Origin of the sequence: Nocardia caishijiensis NBRC 108228 (assembly GCF_001612825.1) — a bacterium.
In the GTDB taxonomy this organism is placed as follows: Bacteria; Actinomycetota; Actinomycetes; order Mycobacteriales; family Mycobacteriaceae; genus Nocardia; species Nocardia caishijiensis.
The window spans coordinates 134,659-156,610 of the sequence record NZ_BDBE01000006.1; the positions used below are offsets into that span (position 1 = coordinate 134,659).

The following is a 21,952-nucleotide window of genomic DNA, read 5'->3' on the forward strand; positions in this document are numbered from 1 at the left end:
ACTCAATCTCCCTTTGCGGAAATCGCGGCCAGCTTGGCAGCGAGGTCGGCACCGATCTGGCCGATCCGCGGTTCGTCGACAATCTGTAGGTGGTCGCCCGGGATGTGGACGATCTCCAGGTTGGGAATGTATTCGTCCCAGCCGCCGTTGGGGCGGCGATCTCCGTAACGCGGCTCGAGTTCGATGGCGCCGTCGTGGTAGCGGTCGGCCAGGTACAGCACAACATCACCGTCGTAACGACGCGGCTGCGCCTGCTGCAGAGCGCGCTGCTCGATCCAGGAAGTGCGCTGATGTTCGAGCACACCACCCGGGATCTTCGCGCCGCTCAGCTTCACGAGGTCACCGATGATCGTCATCTGCTCGGCATCGGACGCGGCGGCGAGCTCTTCGATCTGCTCGCGATCGAGTTCGGCGGGCACGTTGTAGGTCTTCTTGGCGAAGGCCTGGTAGCGCTCGAGGCGGCGTACGCGCTCTTCGAAACTGTTGTCCTCGTCTTCCACCGGCATGGCCAGGTCGATCAGACCCACGTGTCGCACGTCCGCGCCTTCTTCGCGCAGCAACTGGGCGACCTGCAGCGCGAGGACCGCACCGAGCGACCAGCCGTACAGCACGTACGGGCCGTTGCCCTGGATCTTGCGAAGCTCGGGCAGGTACTCCCTGGCCCGCTCTTCGATCGAGCCCTCGGCCCGTTCGAAGCCGTACACCGGGGTGTCGGCGGGCAGGCGCTTCATCAGCGGCTCGTAGACGAGCGTGTTGCCACCGGCCGGATGGAACACGAACACCGGAACGGCGTCGGACCCTTCCACGCGGGCCCGCAGCGGACGAACGAACCCGTCCACATCGGCCCCGCTGTCCTGCAGACCGCGCACGATGTCGGACAGCTGCTCGATGGTCTCGCAGTCGAGCACGTCGTCGACGGTGACCTCCGCACCGACCCGCTCGGTGAGGCGCGCCGCCATCTTCTCGGCGACCTCCTCTTCCAGAATCGGGAGGGTGTTGAAGATGCCGCCGGGCGAAGCACCTGTGACGACAGCCCAGGTGGCGTAGGTCAGGCGCTCGGCAGCGTCACGTGGCGGAACGTTGTCCTCCGAGGCGCTCGCATCGGCGAAGTAGTCGATGTCGGCCGCGCCCTCCGAAAACGGCTCAGCGACAGCACCGTTGGTGGCCACCACACCGGCGACAGCCCCGCCGTTCCCGGCCGTGTCGGTGACAGCGCCGCTGTTGGAAACCGCGTCGGCGACAGCGCTATCGGCGCCGACAGCATCCGAATCAGACTCACCCGCAACACTTTCCGACGGCAGCTCGGCCCCGGCAGCCTTGGCCGCGACCAACGGGTCATCCCCCGCCGCGATGGCGGCACGGGCAGCCTCGACGAAGTTCGCGTCGACCCCGAGCTCCACGTCCTCACCCGCGGCCCGCGCGGCGGCCTGCTTCTCCGCCATCGCCGCGACCTCGTCGCGGTGCTCGATCGCGTAGCGCAGCACCTTGGCGACCTCGTGCAGGCTCGCGTCGCGCACGGCCGAGACCTGCAGCTGCGGGATGTCGAATTCGTACTCGACGCGGTTCTTGATGCGCATGGCCATCAGCGAGTCGAGGCCGAGTTCCATCAGCGGGATCTCCATCGGGAGATCCTCGACGGCGTAACCCATCGACTCGGCGACGATCACGCACAGCCGCTGCTCGACGGTCTCGGTGCCGTTGGGGTCCCAGCGGTCGCTGGTGGCGACGGCGATCTCGGCGGCCGAGGGCTCGGCGGCCGGAACAGCGACGGGCGCGACGGGTTCGGGCAGGGCGGCACCGGAGGTGACGACCGCGTCGAACAGCAGGGCGAACCCGACCGGCGTCTTGGCGTGCACCTGCAGCGAAGCCCCACCCAGGTGCGGGGTGAGCGTGGTGGTGAGCGTGCCGGAGGTCGGCAGCTCGGCATGCGGGTGCGTCACAGTGACGGCGACATCGGACAGCACCTGTGCGGCCGCGGCCTTCACCAGAGCGGTGAGGTCGCTGACCGAAGCGGCCGAGACCTCCCAGGCATGGCGACCGTCCGGCATGGCGACGTGCGCACCGGGCACGCGGGAACTGCCACCCGAAGACATCGAGACCTTGGGCCAGTACTCCTTGCGCACGAACGCGGTACGCGGCACGTCGGCGTAATCACCTTCGGGCAGCAGCGAACTCAGGTTCACCGCATGCCCGTGCACGTAGAGCTGGGCGAGCGCGCCGATGACACCGGCCGACTCGTCCTCCTTGCGCTTCAACGTCGGGATGAGCTGGGCATCGTGCACACCGGCCGCGAAGGTGGTGCCCAGAACCTGCATCAGCGCAACGGAATTCGGCGCCAGCTCGAGGAACGTGGTGTGCCCGGTGTCGACGGCGGCCTTGACCGCGTTGGTGAAGTACACGCTGTGGCGCATGTTCTTCACCCAGTACGGCTCGTCGTGGATCGGGTCGGTGCCGGGCTTGAAGTACAGGCCCTCGTGCACGGTCGAGTACAGGCCGACCTTCAGCGACGTGGGCTCGATGCCCGCGAGTTCGGCGGCGAGTTCGCCGAGCAGCGGGTCCATCTGCGAGGTGTGGCCCGCGCCTCGGGTCGGCAGGATGCGGGCGAACTTGCCCATTCCCTCGACCTCGGCGACGATCTGCTCCACCTGATCGCGTGGCCCGCCGATGACGGTGTTGGTCGGTGCCGCGTACACCGCGCACTCCACATCGGGGAAGCGCGGCAGCAGCTGGGCCACATCGTGGGCGCTGAGTTCGACCAGTGCCATATTGCGCACCTCGTCGTCGGTGAGCATCTGCTCGCCCTCACCCATCAGGCGCGAGCGGGCGCAGATCACGCGCACCGCGTCCTCGAGGGACAGACCACCGGCGATGTAGGCGCCCGCGACCTCACCCATCGAATGACCGACGACCGCAGCGGGTTCCGCGCCGTGTGCGCGCAACACCGCGGCCAGACCCACCTGAATGGTGAAGATGCCGACCTGGCAGGTGCCGACGTCGTAGTCCTGCTCGTCGTCGAGGAACATCTCGCGGATCGAGTACCCGGCCTCGTCCTGCACCAGCTCGTCGACCTCGTCGACGGTCTTGCGGAAGATCGAGTTCTCGCCGTAGAGCTGCTTGGCCATCTTGCGGTGCTGGGAGCCGAAACCGGCCATCACCCACACCGGACCGTTGGACGCGGGCGAGTCGGCGGTGAACACACCGGCGCCCGGCTTGCCCTCGGCGATCGCGCGCAGACCGGCCACGGCCTCCTCGTGCGTCTTGGCGACGACCACACCGCGTGAACGCTGGTGGCTGCGCTTGGCCAGCGAGCGGGCCACATCGGCCAGCGGCACATCCTTGCCCGCACCCTCGAGCCAGTCGGCGAGTTGGGCGGCGGCGCGCTTGCGGCGCGAGGGCAGGTACGCGGAGACGGCGAGGATCACCGGCAGCGGCTCGGCGCGGTCGCCGTCCCATTCGAGCGGGGCGGGTTCGGCTGCTGCCTCGGTGATCGCGATGGCCTCGGCGACCACATCGGTGGTCTCCTCGTCCTCGACCGGCTCCGACGACACCTCCGCGACGACGGGCTGTGCGGGCACGTACTCCTGCAGCACCACGTGCGCGTTGGTACCACCGAAACCGAACCCGGAGATACCGACGGTCGCGACACCGCTGTAGCGCGGGAACTCGGTCGGCTCGTCGACCACCTCGAGGTTGGCCTGCTCGAACGGGATGTACGGGCTCGGGCCCGCGTAGTTGATGTTCGGCGGAATCACGTTGTGCTGGAACGACATCAGCACCTTGGCCAGGGCTGGCACACCCGCACCGGACTCGAGGTGGCCGAAGTTGGTCTTCACCGAACCGAGCAGTGCTGGCTTGTCGGCCTCGCGACCACGGCCGATGACGCGGGCCAGGGCGTCGGCCTCGATCGGGTCGCCGATGGGGGTGCCGGTGCCGTGCGCCTCGATGTAGTCGACCGAGGACGGGGCGATGCCCGCGTCGCGGTAGGCGGCGCGCAGCACGTCGACCTGGGCGTCGGGGTTCGGGGCGAACAGGCCGTTGGAGCGGCCGTCGGAGTTCACGGCGGAGCCCTTGATGACGCCGAGGATGTTGTCGCCGTCGCGCTCGGCGTCGACGAGGCGCTTGAGCACAACCAGGCCCGCGCCCTCGGAGCGGACCATGCCGTCGGCATCGGACGAGAACGCCTTGATGTGCCCGTCCTTGGCGACCGCGCCGTTCTGGTCGAAACCGAGCGTGATGACGGGCGCGAGAATCATGTTCACGCCACCGGCGAGCGCCACATCGGCCTCGCCGTCACGCAGCGCGCGCACGGCCTGGTGCACGGCGACGATGGTCGAGGAGCAGGCGGTGTCGACGGTGATCGACGGGCCACGGAAATCGAAGAAGTACGAGACACGGTTGGCGATCACACCGGTCGACGCGCCGAGCAGGGCGTAGCCCTCGGCCGACACCGGCAGATCCGGGTCGCGGTCACCGAGACCGAGCGAGGCGAGTAGCTGGAAATCGCTGGTCGAGGAGCCGACGAACACGCCGACCTTGCCGCCCTTGAGCTCGCTGGCCGGAATGCGCGCGTGCTCGAGCGCCTCCCAGGTGAGCTCCATCATCAGCCGCTGCTGCGGGTCGACCCGCTCCACCTCGACCGGCGACATCGCGAAGAACTCCGCGTCGAAACCCTTCACCACGTCCTGGTCCAGGTAGCCGCCGAGGGTGTTGCCCGCCTCGATGGCCGCCGCGACCGACGGATCGGCGCGGAACTCGTCCCAGCGGCCCTCGGGCAGCTCACGGATCGCGTCGCCGCGACCCATGATGAACTCCCAGGTCGACTCGGGAGTGTCGCCCGCACTCGGCAGCCGCGTCGACAGGCCGACCACGGCGATGTCGTGCGCCTCGCTCGGGCTGTAGCTCGCGGTGTACTCGTCGGCCGACTCCACGACCTCCTCGGGCTCACCGTTGACGATGATCTCGGCCAGCGACGCGATGGTCGGGTGCTGGTAGATCACCGTGGGAGCCAGCGACACACCGGTGCGGTCCTCGATGTCGCCGCCGAGGGCAAGCGCGTCGCGCGAGGCGAGCCCGAACTCCTCCATCGGCCGGTCGACGGTGATCGCGTCGATCGACTGGCCGGTCGCGTCGGCGACCCAACGGCGCAGCCAGTCACGCAGCTCGGCGACCGAGAGTTCGGTCTGCTCCGCGGGGAGGTCAGGGTTCTGGGTGGGCGTGCCCTCGTTGTCAGCCATCAATTCCTCAAGCTACCTGTCTGCGTACAGGGCGCGCCGTGGAATGACGCCCGGCGTGGTCTGTCCGGGCGTCATCTCCGAGCCGGTCGGCCGATTACTCTTCCGGTGCATCGGGGAAAGCCTGCTGGGTGTAACCACCGCGCAGCGTTCCCTCGAGGTAGGCGGCCTTGCAGGCCCGCCGGGCGATCTTGCCGCTGGAGGTCCTCGGGATGGAACCAGCGGGCACGAGCAGCACGTCACGTGCGGTGACACCGTGGCGCTGCGAGATCGCCGCGCGCACCGCGTCGGCGATCGGGCCCGGGTCGGCCTTGCCCGCGCCGGGGCCGCGTTCGGCCACGATCACCAGCTGCTCGGAGGCGTCGTCGGCGTCGAACTTCAGACCCGAGTGGCTGTCGGCCTCGAACACCTCGGCGGGCAGCTGGTTGGCGGGCACCGCGAAGGCGGCGACGAAACCGGGGCGCAGCGCCGTTGAGGCCTCCTGGGCGGAGTACTCGAGGTCCTGCGGGTAGTGGTTGCGTCCGTCGACGATCACCAGGTCCTTCACGCGACCGGTGATGTACAGCTCGCCCTCGAAGTACACGCCGTAGTCGCCGGTGCGCATCCAGTCGGCACCGGGCTCGGTGCCCTCGGTGTGGCCGCCGGGCTGCGCTTCGGCGATCTTGTTGCGGAAGGTCTTGGCCGACTCGTCGGGGCGACCCCAGTAGCCGATGCCCATGTTGTTGCCGTGCAGCCAGATCTCGCCGACCCGGCCGTCGGGCAGCTCACGGCCGCCCTTGGGGTCGTCGATCGATTCCGGATCGACGATCGCGGCCCACTGCGACAACCCGACGTAACCGCAGGACACCTGGGCGATGGCGTTCGGCGCGGTCGGCTCGACGCGCACCATCCGACCCGCGTTCAGCTCGTCGCGGTCGACGTAGAGGTACTTGGCCTCGTCCTCGGCCTTGGTCGCCGAGACGAACAGCGTGGCCTCGGCCATGCCGTAGCAGGGCTTGATGGCGGTCTTGGGCAGACCGAACGGCGCGAACGCCTCGTTGAACTTCTTCATCGACGACACGGTCACCGGCTCGGAGCCGTTGATCAGACCGATCACGTTCGACAGGTCCAGCGACTCGCCCGCCTTCGGCACACCACGCGCGGCGGCGTGCTCGAACGCGAAGTTCGGCGCGGCCGCGAACGTGCCCGCACCGTCGGAGACGGCGGCCAGCTCGTTGATCCAGCGCGACGGGCGGCGCACGAACGCGCTCGGCGACATGATGGTGATGAACTTGCCGCCCACGGCGGGCAGGATCACGGTCAGCAGGCCCATGTCGTGGAACAGCGGCAGCCAGGTGACGCCGCGCGAGTTCTCGTTCATGTTCAGCGACTTGATCATCTGCAGCAGGTTGGTGCCGACCGCGCGGTGCGTGATCTCCACACCGGCGGGGGTGCGGGTGGAACCCGAGGTGTACTGCAGGTAGGCGATGTCGTCGATCGCGGTGTCGGGGCGGACCCACGAGTCACCGAGGGTGTCGGGGATCGCGTCGACGGCGATGATGCGCGGGCGCTGCGCGGCGGGCAGCGAACGGAAGAACTGGCGCACGCCTGCCGCCGAGGAGGTAGCGGTGAGGATCGCCGACGGCTCGCAGTCGCCGAGCACGGCGTGCAGCCGGTCGGTGTGGCCGGGCTCGTCGGGATCGAACAGCGGCACCGAGATGGTGCCCGCGTAGATCGCGGCGAAGAAGGAGATCACGTAGTCCAGGCCCTGCGGCGCCAGGATCGCGACCCGGTCGCCCGGGTTGGTCACCTGTTGCAGGCGAGCGGCCACCGCGCGCAGCCGAACTCCGAACTCCTGCCAGGTCAGCTCGTGCACCTCGCCGTCGCGTTCCCGCGAATAGTCGATGTAGCGGTACGCGAGCGTGTTCGCATCGTTACGGGTGTGCTTCTCGACGTGATCGACCAGGGTCCGACCCTCGGGAATAACGATGTTCCCGGTCTCGTCCAGGTAGTCGTCGAAAGTCTCTTCCATTCCTTCTTCTCCTCCGAGGCCGAGTCACCGGTGAATTCGTCCAACGCATTTCGACGTTGACGCCGGTGCGGCCACGACTCGCTATCGCCACCGGCCCCCGGCGCACGCCGGAGCGAGCATCGGAGACAACCAGCGGATTTTCGAGCGGTCTGCGCGGTAGACCGCTATCGGCTAGATGTTCTCAAACCAGAGTCATGTTACAGAGAACCCCCGCTCAGTCCTCCCGCAGCAGCGGAATGACAGGCGCGAACGCGTCCATCTGGGTGGGGAAGATGCCCACATACGACATCGACGTGAGTTCGCGCACACGCTTGATCTGTTCGGCGATTTCCTCGAACGTACCGATCGCGATGTACGGCGAATTCAAGATCTGTTCGACCGTGAGTTCCACGTCGACCTCGAGGTCGGGGTGCAGGCCGCGGTCGATCGCGCGCAGCGCCATCTCGGCGGTCTTCTCGCGGTCGTCGGTGATGACGATGGCGGTGATCGCCCAGTTCAGTTCGATGTCGGCGAACCGGTCACCGGCAGCGGCCTTGACGATGTTCACCTTCTCGATCGTCTTCTCGAGCGTGATGCCCGACAGCAGGCCCTTACCGTTCTTGGTCGTCTGCGGGACGATCGACACGATGTCGGCGTGCTTGGCCGCCAGCGCGAGCATCTTCGGGCCGCCACCACCGGAACACAGCGGCGGACGCGGGCCCTGCCTCGGGCGCGGCGTGCCCTTGATGCCGCGCACCTGGTAGTGCTTGCCCTCGAAGTTGCACTCCTGGCCACGCAGCAGCGTGTCGAGAATGGTCAGCGACTCGTCGAGCTTCTCCAGGCGGATTCCGGGGCGTTCGTACGGGATGCCCGCGTTCTCGAACTCCTCCTTGATCCAGCCCGCGCCGACGCCGACCTCCAGCCTGCCCTTGGACAGCACGTCGATGGTCGCCAGATCCTTGGCGAGCACGACAGGATGGCGGAATCCGTTGGCCAGCACCGAGGTGCCGAGCCGGATCTTGCTCGTGGCCTGCGTGAGCGCGCCCAACGCGGCGATCGGACCGATCTGGTCACCGAGGTGATCGGGCACGACGAACGTGTCGTAACCCATCTCCTCGGCTTCCTGTGCCGTCTGGACGAACTTGCGCGCGCCACCCTCCTGCTTGTTGCCCTCGCCCGCCGCGGCGAAACGGAACGGACGCAGCGGCGTACCCAGCGCGGTCAACTCACCGACGGGTGCCCCAGCTTCGGTCATGAACTCTTCGCTCCTGGCTCTCCGGTGTGTTCGGGCGCAATCACCAGCGCACTTTACAGCGTGCGAGCGAACAGTACTGCGGATGTCACAGCGAGGCATGAACGACGCCAAACATGGCGCCCCTGTGACTGTGACAACCTCGTCTTGCGAAACTCAGGAATGCGGTGGATGTGGGGCGTTCTGGATGAGTTCGCTTGCCCAGTTCACGGTCCACTGGGTGGCCGTGGTGCCCTGCGCGTCGACGGTGTTGCTCGCGTAGAGCGCGTGAACGGGGTTGCCAGCCGAGCGGATCAGCGCAGCCAGACTGCCGAGCGCGTTCACCGGATTGAGAGCTTCACGCGGCGCGTCGCAGATCATGTCGCCGGGGGCGCAGATGGAGAACACCTTCGGTGCCAGCTCACCGAAACCACCCTCACGCGGGCCGGTCATGGTGATGCCCGGCACGTTCACCCCCCGCAACGCGACTTCGGCACCCTCGCCCGTCGGCGGCGGGTCGCCGATCTCGGTCGGCTGGCCGGGGCCGGTGTTCGCGGTGCGGCGGCCGTCGGCGAGCACGGTCACGCCGAGGACGCGGTCGGCGGGAACCGGGCCGTTGCCCGCGCCGATCTGCGCGGCCACGTCACCGGCGATCACCGCGCCCTGCGAGAAACCGGCGATCACGTAGGTGGTGAGCGGGCACTGCTGGTGGCGCTGGGCCAGGATGTCGGTTGCCCGCGCGGTGCCCTCGGTACGGCTGTTGTTGTAGGACGCCTGACCGTCCGGCGGGATGGCGATCGGGTTCGAGAACTGCGCCACGTACGGCACGGTGTACACCTCGAGCCGGTTCTCCGGGAACTGCGCCCGCAGCGGATTGGTGATGCTGAGCATCAGCGAGATCGGATTGGCCGTGGGGTTGTACGGGTCGTCGTTGCTCGCCGACTCCCAGGTACCGGGAATCGACAGCAACATCACATCGGGACAATCCGCCGACTGCGACGTCGGCGGCGGGGGCCCGGGCGGCGTCGGCCCCGGCTCACGCAACCGGCCCGCGAGCAGGTACCACAGCAGCACGATGACGATGATCGCCAGCACGAGCAGCGCGAGTACCGTCAGACACCCCGCGGGCCGGAACCCGCGGGTACGTCGCGTCGGTCGGGGATTCATCAGCAGTAGGTGGCGTTCGCGGCCGCGATGTAGACCTCGGCGGCCTTGTTGACGTCCATCTTCGCCGGATCGAAGGCGGCATCGGTGCCAGCCATCGCGGCGACGAAGGTGGCGATGTCGGCGTCACTGGCACCGGTGGTCTTCGCCGAGCAGATGTAGGTGGCGGCGGTGATCGCGCTGGTCTGGTCGGCCGGGTGGATGCCGTTCTTCGCCAGCTCGTCGAGGAACGCCTTGTCCTTGCCCGCGGCCGGGGTCTGCTCGACGGTGGGAGCGACCTGCGGCTGCTCGGGCGCCGAGGTCTCGGCCTCCGGCGCCGCCGAGGTGGTGTCCTCGGCCGCCGAGGTGGCGGGTGCCTGCGTGGTCGCCGACGCGGCGGCGCTCGCACTCGACGACAGGGTCGGTGTCTGCGAGGCGGTCGAGTCGTTGTCGCCGCAGGCGGACAGCAGGGCGACGGCCGCGAGGGCCGCGACCGATCCGGCTACCTTGCCAGGGATCCGATGCATGAAGATGTCTTTCCTCGATCGTTAGTCAGGGGAGCGGTCGCTGCCAAGGCTAGCCGGACAACGGGCCGGTCCGGGCGTGCGGCCACGAACCTCAGCGAGTTCTCAGCCCGAGCTCACACCCCGTGCACTTCGGGTCTGCCGTCACGCACCACGATGAACCCGGTCTGAAAATTCTGCTGCACACCACCCGGAACGGTGAACTCGTCGCTCACCGGATACCCCAGACGACCGTTCTCGAAGCCCTGGGCGGCCCAGGCGTCGGCCAGCGGACCCGGACGCACCGCGAAGGCACCCGAGAGCGGACTCCAGTAGATGGTGCCGCCCTCGAAGCGGGTGGCCCGGCCGAAGTCCTTCAGCGGCAGCTCACCCGACACCGGGAAACCGAGCGGGCTGTTCTCGAATCCGAGCTGCGCGTACTTGTCGAGGATGAAGCCCTCCACGCGGTGCGCGCCGGTGGCGGCACTGTGGAACATGGTGCCGTGCTCGAAGGCCTGCACCGCGCCGTCGCGGCTGGGTGTACGCGCCTCGGCGGCCAGCGGGTAGCCCGCGGGCCCGCCCTCGAAGCCCTGCCTGCCCCATTCCTCGAGGAACGCGCCGCGCACCACCTGCGCGCCGGTCTGCGGCGTCCAGTAGATCGAGCCGCCCTCGAAGGTCTGCATGCGGCCGCGCCCGTCGGGCAGGCCGTGCTCGCCACCCGTGGGCAGACCCAACGGTGAAGCGGCACCGCCGATTCCGGCGTAGGTGCCACCGATCCGGCCGCCCACCGCATGGGTGCCGGTCGCGGCCGAATGGAACACCCGGCCGTTCACGAAGTCCTGCACCACCCCGGCACCGGCCGCGTACTCACCGGTGACACACCCGCCGAGCCAATTCGCCACCTGTGCGACGGGACCGATCGCCCCACCGGCCGCACACTGCGCCCCGCCGGGCTCGGTGCCGAGCGCGGCCGCCGCCTGCGGCCACGACTGACGCATCTCGAAATCCCAGTACGGCCACGAATGTGTGCCCGCCGGACGGTAGTTCGCCTGCACGGGGATGGCCAGCTTCTCCAGTTTGGTGACGAAGTTCTGGGTCGACAGGCGCGAGAGGATCTCCAGCCCGGTGCCCGCCCAGTTCTCGCTCAGCAGCGGGATCTCCCCCGCCTGATCGTGGCTGCCCGCCAACCCGCTGCCGCTCGAGACGTACATGCTCACGCCTTTGAGCTTCTCGGCCAGCAGGTAGGGGTCGTGGGCGGCCCACTCCGGGCCCCCGGGCGGACCCCACATGGCCGACGACTCGAACCCGCCCGCGTCGCGCACCGCGAATTCGATCGCCTGCGGCATGCCGAGCGTGGTCGTGGTGAGCAGGCCCGAGTACGAGGCCACGTATTTCATCAGGCCGGGGTTGCGGCCCGCCAGATTCATCGCGGCCGTGCCACCCATCGAAAGCCCCTGGACGCCACGCACATCCGTCGTGCGCCAATCACGCTCGAGCACCGGCGGGAGTTCCCTGGTGAGGAAGGTCTCCCACTTGTACACATGACCGTTGTTGGGCTCGAGCCAATCGGAGTAGAAGCTGGACTGACCGCCCACCGGCAGCACCACGTTCACGTTCTTGTCGGCGTAGAAGCCTTCGGCGTCGGCGTCTTTGGTCCAGCCGTTCTCGTCGTCCTGGGCGCGCAGACCGTCGAGCATCAGCATCATCGGGAACGCGGCGTCGGGGCGGGCGTGCCAGTTGCGGGCCAGCAGCATCTGCACCTGGATGGGGGTGTTCATGGCGGGCGAGAAGACCGTCAAGGCCACTCGCCGGTCCGTCAGCCACTCCACCCGTTGCACCGATGCCACGGCGGCCTGCACGGGAACGGGAACGGCGAGCGCGGGACCGAGCAGGGCGGCGGTCATGGCCGCGATTCCGAGGATCCGCCGAATCGGCGCCCGGAGACGATGTTTCTGCAACACGCGCGACCTCCTATCCCCACCCTGGGACACAGCCTCAGTCACGTTGTACCGCAGTACCGGCCGATAACCGGGGAAGACACGCGAAGCGCCGACACAGCAAAAAGACCGGCCCACCCTGCGGGTGAGCCGGTCTTCTCAGCGTTGCTGTGCGGAAACTACTCAGGCACCGAGCGCGCCGAGGATCTGCGGGCGAGCCTTCCACAGCTGGTCTTCCCAGTACTTCCACGAGTGGGTACCGGAGGCCGGGAAGTCGAAGGTTGCCGGGATGCCAAGGCTGGTCAGCCGACGCTGGAACGCCAGGGTGCTCACGAACGAGATGGCCTCGATGCCCATCGCGTTGGCGGTGTTGTACGCGCCGCCGAGACCGGCCGGGCGGTCGTGCTGACCGGGCAGGCCGTTGGCCGAGGAGATGAACATCGGCAGACCACGCAGCTCGGGCGCGAACACCATCGGATCCATCCGCAGCCACGCCGGGCTCCACGGAGCGGCCATGGAGTCGACGTTGAAGCGGCCCGCGTCGAGCATCATCACGCGGATGGCCTCACGCATGCCGGGGGCGCCCCAGTTCAGCGGGCCCGACAGCGAGGAAGCGTGCTTGAACTGGTCGCGGTGCAGGGCGGCCAGGCGCAGCGCGGCCGGACCCGACATCGACAGGCCGAGCACCGCGTTGTTCTTGCGGGAAACGCCGTAGCCCTCGAGGAAGGCGGGCAGCTCTTCGGTGAGGAAGGTTTCCCACTTGTAGGTGGTCTTCTGACCGTTGGTGTTGGACGCGGCGGTCCAGTCGGCGTACCAGCTGGACTGGCCACCGACCGGCATCACGAGAGTGACGTTGTCGTTGGCGAACTGCTGCATCGCGTTGGTCTCGAACGACCAGGCGTTGCGGTCGTCGCGAGCGCGCAGACCGTCGAGCAGGTACAGCGCGGCGTTGCCACCATTCTTGGCCCACTGAACCTGGACCTTCACCGGCCCCATCTTCGAGGGGACCATCAGTTCTTCGTAGCCACCCGCGGGCGCGCGCAGCGCGACACCCGGAACCGGCGCGGCGAACGCAGTCGGGGCCGCCGCACCCGCGGCGATCGGCAGCACGAGGGCTGCTGCGCCGACAGCTAGAATTCGATTACGCCAACCACGAGGTGCTGTGCCCCGGGACGAACCCGGCTGGTCACCCTTCGGCGCGACGGCCTTGCCGAAACGCATGTGAATTCCGCTCTCTTTCTGCTGTTATGGCATGCCAGACACGTTGGTGCCGACAACCGGATCCCGACACTCCGGTCGTCAGAAGAGATGAAACAACGATCTGGTCACACTTACGCTCGCTGGAGGATATTCGACTGGCGAATCAACTGCAAGGGCAGGGACATTGGCGGCTGGCGCCGCGGGGTTTTCGGCCCTGGAGGCCTCGCATCCGAAGGGCGATACTGCGCCTGCGGCGTTACGTCTCGCCCTTCGGATGCGAGGCGGCCGAAAACCCGTTGTTGTTACGACAGACGAAAACCGGCGCCGAAATGTTCGGCGCCGGTTGGTCTTTTCGTCAGCCGATATTGTTCGACAGGTCCGGGATCATGCGCAGGGCCTCGTCGTTCCAGTTGTTCCAGGCATGGATGCCGAAGGCCGGGAACGAGTAGGTGACATTGCGGGCGCCGAGGGTGGCCATGCGGACCTCGAAGGCACGGGTGTTGGCGAGGGCGAGCGCTTCCAGTGCCATGCCGTTGACGGTGTTGATGTTCGGGCCGTCGGTCGAGGTGGGCAGGCCGGAGGCGGCGGCGATCCACAGGCGGGTGTTGTTGCGAACCAGGTTGGGGGCGAACACGAACGGGTCCATCCGCAGCCACTGTGGACCCCACGGCGGTGCCATGGAGTCCACGTTGTAGCCGCCCGCGTCGATCATGGCGAGGCGGATGGCCTCGCGCATGCCGGGCGCGGAGATGTTCAGGTAGCCCGAGTAGGCACCGGCGAAGGAGAACTGGTCGGGGTGGTAGGCAGCCAGGGTGAGTGCGGCCGAACCGCCCATCGACAGACCGAACACGCCGTTGCGGAAGCGGTTGAAACCGAGGCGGTCGGCGAGCGCGTTGCGCAGATCGTTGGTGAGGAACGATTCCCACTGGTAGCGGTAGCTCTTGCCGGGACCGCCGGAAAGCGCGTTCGCCGCACCGGAACCGGAGTTCGGCGCGCCGGTGCCGGGCACACCGAAGAATGAACTCGGCGAGTTCCAATCGGCGTAGAAACTCGACATTCCGCCGACCGGCATCACCACGTTGATATTGGCGCGGGCGAGCGCGTTGGGAATGTCGGTTTCGATCTCCCAGCCGTTGAGGTGCTCGGGGGCACGCATGCCGTCGAGGACGTAGACGACGCGGTTGGTGTTGCCGTCGGCGGCGCGCAGGACGCGAGACTTGATCGGGCCCATGCCCGAGTCGACCCAGAAGTCGAAGGCGGCGGCGTTGAAACCGGCCTCGGCCGGTGCGGCCGTGCCCGCCACCGTGGTGGTGAGCGGGACGAGCAGAGCCATGGATACGCCCGCGGCCCATCGCCGCAGCCACGATCCACGGGTCTGCACGGGTCCACGCTCGCGGCGCAGTGTTCGCATTCGACTAGACCTTTCTCGGCAGAACCGAAGGCGCAAACCCCGAGCTACGCGATCGGATTCCTCATCGGGCGTCGAAAGGTGAACGAACCAGGGCAAAACGGACGATTCAACCTCGACGCATGCTCACTGACTATCAAACGATTCACGAACGCTTACATGTTGCTGGAAAGTGACCCGCAACACAACTCTCGGTGATCTGTCGGACATGATTCGTCACCGTCTTTGTCTCGGATCGTGACAGTGACATCGGCGGCCGGGGCTGCGGTTTTCGGCGCTTGACTCCGCCTCTTCCCTCCCTGCGGGCACTCCTTCGTCGCACCCTCCGGTCAGTCCAGAGGCGGAGGCGCGCCGAAAACAAAGAGACCGCCCAGTGCCGAGTGGCACCGAGCGGTCTCGAGGGTCTGGCGGAGTCGACTATCCGATGTTGGCGGACAGGTCAGGGATCATGCGGTTGACTTCCGCTTCCCAGTTGCGCCAGTTGTGCACGCCGGTGATCGGGAAGTCGAAGGTGGCGTTGCCGCCGCCGAGGGTGGCCATGCGGACCTGGAAGGCCCGGCTGTTGACCATCGCGAGCAGTTCCAACGGAACGCCCTGCACGATTTCCATCGGGTTGGACACATCGCCCGCACCGGGGATACCGCTGGCGGCCGAGACCCAGATGCGGGTGCCGTTGGCCACCAGGCGCGGCGCGAAGACGAACGGGTCCATGCGCAGCCACTGCGGGCCCCACGGCGGCGCCATCGCGTCGATGTTGAAGGCGCCCGCGGAGATCATGGCGGTGCGCATCGCCTCACGCATACCCGGCGCGGAGATGTTCAGGTAACCGGAGAACGAACCGGCGTAGCTGAACTGGTCGGGGTGGTAGGCGGCCAGGGTCAGGGCGGCCGAGCCACCCATCGACAGGCCGAAGACGCCGTTGTTGTTCGGGTTGAAACCGAGCCTGCTCGACAGCGCGTTGCGCAGGTGCGTGGTCAGGAAGGTTTCCCACTTGTAGGTGTTCTTCTTGCCCGCCACCTGGGCCGGGGCGATCGACGAACCGGTCATCGCGGAACCGGTGGCCGCCGAACCGGTGGAGCTACCGCCCGAACCGGCGTCGAGGCCGAAGAAGTTGCTCGGCGCGTTCCAGTCGGCGTAGAAGCTGGACTGGCCGCCGACCGGCATCACGACGTTGATGTTGGCCGCGGTCAGCGCGCGGGCCACATTGGTGTCGATTTCCCAGCCGTTGAGGTCGTCGCGGGCCCGCATGCCGTCGAGCGCGTAGACCACGCGGCCGGTGTTGCCGTCCGCGGCGCGGAAGATCCGCGACTTGATCGGGCCCATTTCGGAATCGACCCAGAAATCGAAACCACTGGGATCGAATGCCGCCGTCGCGGTGCCGGTTGGACCTGCCACCGACGCCCCGAGCGGCAGCACGATCGCCAGCGAAACCAGTACCGACCGCTTGAGCCAGCCGGCTCCCCTGGTTCTCAGACGTCCGCCACGCATTCTGTGTTGGGCCTTTCCTCGTGCGGTTCGCGCGGAACCGCGGTTGCAATGACCGCCGACTGACATCCGGCACACCAGTGCGCCGACGGAAGTTCTCGTTGACCCTATCGCTACATCGATAGCCTGGCGTTACCAAAAAGTAATTATGTGATCGATTCAGCGTTGTGGCTCGGGGTAGGGGTTGACCAACCCGCACCGCTGGATCTCGTACTTCGGCACGCGATCGATCCGGTACTTCGCGAAGGTCATCGCATTGCGGAGGTTGTGCTTGAACCGGTCGAAGGTGAGCGGGTCGCGCACGGAGATCATCAGGGCCTGCGTTTCGGGGCACGACATGGCGGTGCGGGCCTGCGTCACCCACTTCTCGTCCATGAACCACGGCATCCAGGGGTGGATGTCGACCATCCCCGAGTCGACGACCACCCAGTCGGGGTACAGGCTCTTGTCGTGGCCGATGCGGCCGTCGGCGAGCCGGTCCGAGTGCGCGGCCAGCGGGTAGGCCAGACCCATCGGGTCGATCACGCGCACGCTCAGCGGCACGTTCATGCTGGTCATGCCGAGGTTGAGGAAGTACACGGTGTGCCCGGCGCCGCCGTCGGGGATGGGCTGGGGCGGCGGATCGAGGTACCAGAAGGTGAACGACGGCGAGTTCAGCAGCAGACCGCCGTTGGGGTTGTTCGCGATGTCGTTCACCATCGCCCGCATGCGCGGGTAGTCGAGGTAGTCCTCGGCCCGGATCGGATGGTCGTGGCCGGTATTGAGCACGTAGTACACGCGCTCGTCGACGATGCCCGACGAGCTGATCTTGGTTCCGGTGGTGATGGCGGTGGTGCTCGCCGCGTACAGCGACCAGCCCGCCGTACCGAGCAGCGCGACCAGCAGTACCGCGAACGACCAGTCCTTCGCGGCGAACGCGCGCACCGGAATGGGAACCACCGCCACCGGGAGCAGCAACAGGAACAGCTGGGTGAGCAACATCCGGCCGTGCATGAAGTCACCGCCGACGCGCACCGCGTACACGGTGAGCAGCAGGCCACTGACCAGCACCAGCACCACGACCGCGCTCGGCGAACGGAACCACGAGCGAACAGCGGCGATCGACCAGGTCGGCCGCACCCGGAACCCGTGCGCCATGGCGGCGAGCACGCCCGCGACCAGCAGGACGAGCAGCGGGATCCACAGGTAGTAGGGCCCGACCAGATCGGCCAGGTACTTCAGGCCCTGCCCCCACTTGGCACCGCCCGCGTCCTTGGCGACCGCGGTGTTCGGGTAGGGCAGGCCGTAGTAGCCCATCCGCCAGATCTGGTACGCCACCGGGACCAGCCCGGCGACGAGGACGATCAGCGCGCGCAGAGCGACCGGACCGAACCGGAACCGCGGCATCGGCGCCAGGAAGATCATGCCGAGCGCGAGTACGCCGATCAGCGTGGCTTCGGGTCGGACGAGGGGTGCCAGACCGGCCATGAAGACCAGCCCGAGCAGCCCGGGAACCCGGACCACAGCGGCCTGACTCCACCGGATCATCAGCCACCACAGCAGCCCGACCCAACAGATCACCAGGCCGCTCTCCAGCCCGGAGGTGGCGTAGTCACGCGCGGGCGGCAGGGCGATGTAGACGAGCACACCGGCCGGGATCAGCAGCTGACCGGTGCTGCCGCCCCACAGCCGCGCGGTGCCGAGCATGGCGAAGACCATGGCGAGCACCGAGACGACGAGGGCGACGCCGAGCACCACGTATTCGAGGCGGGCCTGGGTGACCCAGCTGAAGAACCAGACGATGTAGGTCCACGCGGTGCTGGTGTTGGTTTCGACCCGCTCGTCCATGTTGAACACCGGGCCGTTGCCCGCGAGCAGGTTGCGCACTGTGCGAAGGACGATGAGCCCGTCGTCGGCGATCCAGCGCCGCTGCCAGGCGCCGATCGCGAACAGTGCGGCGGTGAGCACGACCCCACCGACGAAAGTGGCCCGGGACGCGGCTGCGAAACGCGCGGCCGGGCGCGCCTGTTCGGCGCTGCCCAGCCGTTCGTCTTCAGATGTCTCCCGCTCCGCTACCACGATCTCGTCAGGTGAGATAGACAGCGACACCTACCGCTCCGATCCAGGCAATAGCGAGGAACTGCAGGATGCGGTCCCCCAGCGCGATCTCTTCGGGTTCACCGGCCTCGCCACCATCGACGTCGACCGCGTAACGCAGGACTGCGATGGTAAACGGCACCATGGAGATCGCGTACCACTGGGTGTCACGGGCCTCACCCTGCTGGAACGCCCACAGCCCGTAGAACACCACGACCGCGGTGGCCGAGAGCGTCCAGACGAAGCGCAGGTAGGTCGGGGTGTAGTACTGCAGCGACTTGCGGATCTTGGCACCCGTGTCGAGCGCGATCTGCAGCTCGGCGTAGCGCTTGCCCGCCGCCATGAACAGCGAACCGAACGCCATGATCAGCAGGAACCACTGCGACAGCTCGATGTCGGCGGCCGCGCCACCGGCGATGGCGCGCAGCAGGAAGCCCGAGGAGACGATGCAGATGTCGAGCACGGCCTGGTGCTTGAGGCCAAGGCAGTAGGCGAGCTGGATGCCGATGTAGACAGCCATCACGACGGCAAGATGCCACGACGCGAGGAACGACCCGGCGATCGAACCGACGAGCAGCACGGCGGCCAGCCCGTAAGCCAGGTTGACAGGAACGACGCCCGCCGCGATCGGCCGGAACCGCTTCGTCGGGTGGGCGCGGTCGGCCTCGACATCGAGCGAATCGTTGACCAGGTAGATACCCGAGGCCGCCATGCAGAACACGACGAACGCGATCGCCACGTGCGCGAGGATCCCCAGGTCGCCGACGGCTTCGGGGCCCGCGGCGAGCGGCGCCGCGAGCACGAGCACATTCTTGACCCACTGACGCGGGCGAACGGCCTTGCCGAGCCCACCGGCCAGGGTCTTCGGCGGGCCCTTCACAGCAGCCTCGTCCAGGACGGCGGCGGACGGTTCTTCGCTCATCTCAGCCAGAGTTCTTTCAGTAGCGGGCGGTGTTGCATTCCGGCACTCACTGGTCCCTACGTGGTTACGCAAGCTGCCGCCTCCGGGCCCTGAGTTCGTGCCGGGGGCGACGTCTCTTTTCGGCGGCGAGCACAGCGGCGGCCGACGCGGCCCCCAGTGCGGAACCGGCGAGCACATCGGAAGGGTAATGCACCCCGAGCACGACCCGCGACAACAGCATCGGCGGCACGAGCACCGCAGGCAAGGGTAGCCCGGTGAGCCTGCCGAGCAACACCGCCGCCGCCGTCGTGGAGGTGGCGTGCGAGGACGGGAAGCTCAGCTTGCTCGGTGTCGACACGTTGACCTGCACGGACGGGTCGTTCGGGCGCGGGCGTCGGACGATCCGCTTGATGACGATCGACGCCGCGTGGGCACCGACCGCGCCGACCGCGACCCCGGCCCACTGACGGCGGCGTGGCTTGTCGACCAGCCAGCCCGCCGCCGCGATGCCCACCCAGCCGAGCGCGTGCTCACCGAAGTGCGACATCCCGCGCGCGGCCGAGACGACCGCCGGGTTGGTGCCGATGGTGCCCTGCACGGCGTTGAGGATCGCGACCTCGACGGGCACCTCCACGTACTCGCCACTGCACGCGCAGTCGCCGCCGCAGCCCTCGTCGAGGAGTTCCAGGTCCGGGTTGATCGCGTTCACTTGCTCGTTCCGTTCAGGCTGTCGTCTTCGCGGCCTCCGCGGGCCTCTCCATGGTTACGCTCGCTGCCGCCTCCGAGCCCGTCGCGGAGGCCGAAGGTCTTCTCCCACGCCGCCGTGCTGGTGAGCTCGGCGTGCGCGGCCCGGTAGCGCCGCTGCATCTCCGGGAAGCGGGCGGTGAGCTCTTTGCGCAGGCGCAGAGCTTCCTTGAGCAGTTCGGCCGCCTTGCGCGGGTCGCGCTTGCGATAAACCACGCCCCGGCCGTCGGCGGTGGTCACGGTGACCCCGTCGACCTGCGAGAGCAGGAACCAGCGCGCGTCCAGGGTCGGCACGTTGAGCTGCGGGGTCTCGTGCGCGGCCGGGTCGGCCTTGCGGAAGTTGTGCACCACGCCCTTGGCCAGGCGGGCCACCTTGGCGATCGGGTTGCCCGGTTCGCCGACCGCGCCGACGCCCTGGCGGCTGGCCAGCGGCAGCTCGGTGGACGACGGAACGACCACCGCGTCCGGGTACTCCTTGCGCATCGCGTGGATCTTGCCGAGCGCGCTCGGCAGCAGGTCGAAAAGCCCTTCGGGCCCGGCAAGGAAATCGCGGATCGCCTCGTTCTGGATGGCGACCGTGGAGTACTCGAGGCACAGCAGGTGCTTGAGGGTGGCCTTGACCGTGTTCACGATCATCGGCTTGCCGTCGCCGGGCAGGTGCAGCGAGGCGACCACCAGGCGGTTGCGCAGGTGGAAGTACGCCTGCCAGTCGATGGCGTCGTCCTTGTCCGACCAGGCCATGTGCCACACGGCCGCACCCGGCAGGGTGACCGTGGAGTACCCGGCGTCGCGGGCGCGCAGACCGTATTCGACATCGTCCCACTTGAGGAACAGCGGCAGCGGCTGCCCGATCTGCTCGGCGACCCGACGCGGGATCACGCAGGTCCACCAGCCGTTGAAGTCGACGTCGATGCGCCGGTGCAGCAGCTTGGAGTTGTCGCGGTCCTTGAGCGGGTGCTTGGCGAAATCGTGGTCGTACTCCACGTTGGGCGCCGAGGACCACATGAAGATCCCGCGATCGATGACCTCACCCATGCTGTGCAGGTGCGACCGCTCCTGCAGGTTCAGCATCTGGCCGCCGACCAGCAGCGGCGACTTGGCGAACCGGGAGAACGCGAGGGCGCGCAGGATCGAGTCGGGCTCGATCTCGATGTCGTCGTCCATGTAGACGATGTACTCGGCGTCGGTCTTCAGCGCCTCGTACATGACGCGGCTGTAGCCGCCGGACCCGCCGAGATTGGGCTGGTCGTGGATGCTGAGCCGGTCGCCCAGCGTCGCGGCGGCCTCGGTGAAGCCCGGCTCGTCGACGACCTTGCGGTTGCCCTGGTCGGCCACGATCACCGCGGCGACGTTGCCGAGCACCAGCGGGTCCGAGCCGAGGGCGGCCAAGGTCTTGACCAGGTCGGTCGGCCGGTTGAAAGTGGGCATGCCGACGGCGATGCTGCCGGTGCCCGGCGCCTCCTGCGGTGCGTACCAACCGCCCGCGAGCAGGGTGACCGCCGTGTCGGTGGTGATGTCGAACCAGATCCAGCCGCCGTCCTCGAACGGGCCGAGATCGGTCTCGAACTCCACCGACACCGAGTCGGCGACTGTGCCGAATTCGCCGAACTCGCTGTCCCCTGCGTGGTTATGCTCCGCTGCCGCCTCCGGGGCCTGCGCTCGTTCGGCAAGCGGAACTGCGAACTCCTTGCCCTGCACGTGGATTCGCGAACCGTCGGCCTTGGAGCGGTACACGTCGACCCGGCCGTGCCCGGCCAGTTCCAGCCGGAGCACCACCGACTTCAGCACGCTCCACCGACGCCAGTAGCTGGCGGGCAGCGCGTTGAAGTAGGTGCAGAACGACACCTCCGACTCCGCGCCGATCGAGAGCGCGGTGCGGCTGGTGGCGTGCGCGCGGCGGGCGTTGGTGGTGGATTCCTCCAGGTAGAGGGTCCGCACGTCCAGCGGTTCGCCCGGGCGCGGCAGGATGACGCGCTGTAGCAGGGAGATGGCGCGGGTTTCGGTCTGCACGTCTTCCAGCATCGCCTTGGTCATGCTGCCTCCTCCTTGGCGTGTTCGGGCGCCCTTCGTGGTTACGCGGGCTGCCTCCTCCGGGCGCTGACC

General features: G+C 67.9%; 13 protein-coding genes. All 13 read right to left on the reverse strand.

Translation table 11 applies throughout. The features are described from left to right. Positions 1 to 2: 2 nt before the first annotated feature. The 13 genes from pks13 to NC7_RS01400 all read right to left on the reverse strand — a co-directional run bounded on the left by pks13 (position 3) and on the right by NC7_RS01400 (position 21,883). Positions 3 to 5,234 carry a polyketide synthase Pks13 gene (gene pks13 / locus NC7_RS01340; RefSeq protein WP_067977798.1) on the reverse strand — a complete coding sequence of 1,744 codons (5,232 nt, stop codon included), beginning with the start codon at positions 5,232 to 5,234 and terminating at the stop codon, positions 3 to 5. A gap of 94 nt (positions 5,235 to 5,328) precedes the next feature. Continuing rightward, entirely contained in the window at positions 5,329 to 7,242 is a 1,914-nt protein-coding gene (gene fadD32 / locus NC7_RS01345) for a long-chain-fatty-acid--AMP ligase FadD32 (RefSeq protein ID WP_067977800.1), read from the reverse strand. 214 nt (positions 7,243 to 7,456) lie between these two features. After that, positions 7,457 to 8,476 (reverse strand): LLM class F420-dependent oxidoreductase, encoded by a 1,020-nt coding sequence (locus NC7_RS01350; protein ID WP_067977802.1) that lies wholly within the window; start codon positions 8,474 to 8,476, stop codon positions 7,457 to 7,459. Positions 8,477 to 8,629: 153 nt separating this feature from the next. Further along, complete coding sequence (locus NC7_RS01355) at positions 8,630 to 9,619, reverse strand: cutinase family protein (protein WP_067977803.1); 990 nt, start codon at positions 9,617 to 9,619, stop codon at positions 8,630 to 8,632. After that, positions 9,619 to 10,122: a DUF732 domain-containing protein gene (locus tag NC7_RS01360; protein WP_067977806.1), complete on the reverse strand. Its 504-nt coding sequence runs from the start codon at positions 10,120 to 10,122 to the stop codon at positions 9,619 to 9,621. Before NC7_RS01360 ends, NC7_RS01355 begins: the two co-directional genes overlap by 1 nt. A 113-nt stretch (positions 10,123 to 10,235) precedes the next feature. Continuing rightward, complete coding sequence (locus tag NC7_RS01365) at positions 10,236 to 12,002, reverse strand: alpha/beta hydrolase-fold protein (RefSeq protein WP_084457759.1); 1,767 nt, start codon at positions 12,000 to 12,002, stop codon at positions 10,236 to 10,238. 216 nt (positions 12,003 to 12,218) lie between these two features. Beyond that, the gene (locus NC7_RS01370) at positions 12,219 to 13,256 is read right to left on the reverse strand and encodes an alpha/beta hydrolase (RefSeq protein ID WP_255285033.1); all 1,038 of its coding nucleotides are present in this window, start codon (positions 13,254 to 13,256) and stop codon (positions 12,219 to 12,221) included. 334 nt (positions 13,257 to 13,590) lie between these two features. Further along, on the reverse strand, positions 13,591 to 14,646 hold the full coding sequence (locus tag NC7_RS01375) for an alpha/beta hydrolase (RefSeq protein WP_084457763.1): 1,056 nt from the start codon (positions 14,644 to 14,646) through the stop codon (positions 13,591 to 13,593). 414 nt (positions 14,647 to 15,060) lie between these two features. Further along, a complete protein-coding gene (locus tag NC7_RS01380; RefSeq protein WP_067977808.1) occupies positions 15,061 to 16,131 on the reverse strand; it encodes an alpha/beta hydrolase in 1,071 nt (356 codons plus the stop codon). A gap of 156 nt (positions 16,132 to 16,287) precedes the next feature. Beyond that, positions 16,288 to 18,189 (reverse strand): arabinofuranosyltransferase AftB family protein, encoded by a 1,902-nt coding sequence (locus NC7_RS01385; RefSeq protein WP_373861217.1) that lies wholly within the window; start codon positions 18,187 to 18,189, stop codon positions 16,288 to 16,290. Positions 18,190 to 18,193: 4 nt separating this feature from the next. Beyond that, positions 18,194 to 19,126: a decaprenyl-phosphate phosphoribosyltransferase gene (locus NC7_RS01390; RefSeq protein WP_067977812.1), complete on the reverse strand. Its 933-nt coding sequence runs from the start codon at positions 19,124 to 19,126 to the stop codon at positions 18,194 to 18,196. A gap of 64 nt (positions 19,127 to 19,190) precedes the next feature. After that, on the reverse strand, positions 19,191 to 19,739 hold the full coding sequence (locus NC7_RS01395; protein WP_067977934.1) for a phosphatase PAP2 family protein: 549 nt from the start codon (positions 19,737 to 19,739) through the stop codon (positions 19,191 to 19,193). A 71-nt stretch (positions 19,740 to 19,810) separates the two neighbouring features. Then, positions 19,811 to 21,883 carry a glycosyltransferase gene (locus tag NC7_RS01400; RefSeq protein WP_067977814.1) on the reverse strand — a complete coding sequence of 691 codons (2,073 nt, stop codon included), beginning with the start codon at positions 21,881 to 21,883 and terminating at the stop codon, positions 19,811 to 19,813. Between the last annotated feature and the right edge of the window lie 69 nt (positions 21,884 to 21,952).

Excerpts from the sequence above, each read along its gene's own strand:
- pks13 (WP_067977798.1), bottom strand. The coding sequence starts at position 5,234 with ATGGCTGACAACGAGGGCACGCCCACCCAGAACCCTGACCTCCCCGCG.
- fadD32 (WP_067977800.1), bottom strand. The coding sequence starts at position 7,242 with ATGGAAGAGACTTTCGACGACTACCTGGACGAGACCGGGAACATCGTT.
- NC7_RS01350 (WP_067977802.1), bottom strand. The coding sequence starts at position 8,476 with ATGACCGAAGCTGGGGCACCCGTCGGTGAGTTGACCGCGCTGGGTACG.
- NC7_RS01355 (WP_067977803.1), bottom strand. The coding sequence starts at position 9,619 with ATGAATCCCCGACCGACGCGACGTACCCGCGGGTTCCGGCCCGCGGGG.
- NC7_RS01360 (WP_067977806.1), bottom strand. The coding sequence starts at position 10,122 with ATGCATCGGATCCCTGGCAAGGTAGCCGGATCGGTCGCGGCCCTCGCG.
- NC7_RS01365 (WP_084457759.1), bottom strand. The coding sequence starts at position 12,002 with ATGACCGCCGCCCTGCTCGGTCCCGCGCTCGCCGTTCCCGTTCCCGTG.
- NC7_RS01370 (WP_255285033.1), bottom strand. The coding sequence starts at position 13,256 with ATGCGTTTCGGCAAGGCCGTCGCGCCGAAGGGTGACCAGCCGGGTTCG.
- NC7_RS01375 (WP_084457763.1), bottom strand. The coding sequence starts at position 14,646 with ATGCGAACACTGCGCCGCGAGCGTGGACCCGTGCAGACCCGTGGATCG.
- NC7_RS01380 (WP_067977808.1), bottom strand. The coding sequence starts at position 16,131 with ATGCGTGGCGGACGTCTGAGAACCAGGGGAGCCGGCTGGCTCAAGCGG.
- NC7_RS01390 (WP_067977812.1), bottom strand. The coding sequence starts at position 19,126 with ATGAGCGAAGAACCGTCCGCCGCCGTCCTGGACGAGGCTGCTGTGAAG.
- NC7_RS01400 (WP_067977814.1), bottom strand. The coding sequence starts at position 21,883 with ATGACCAAGGCGATGCTGGAAGACGTGCAGACCGAAACCCGCGCCATC.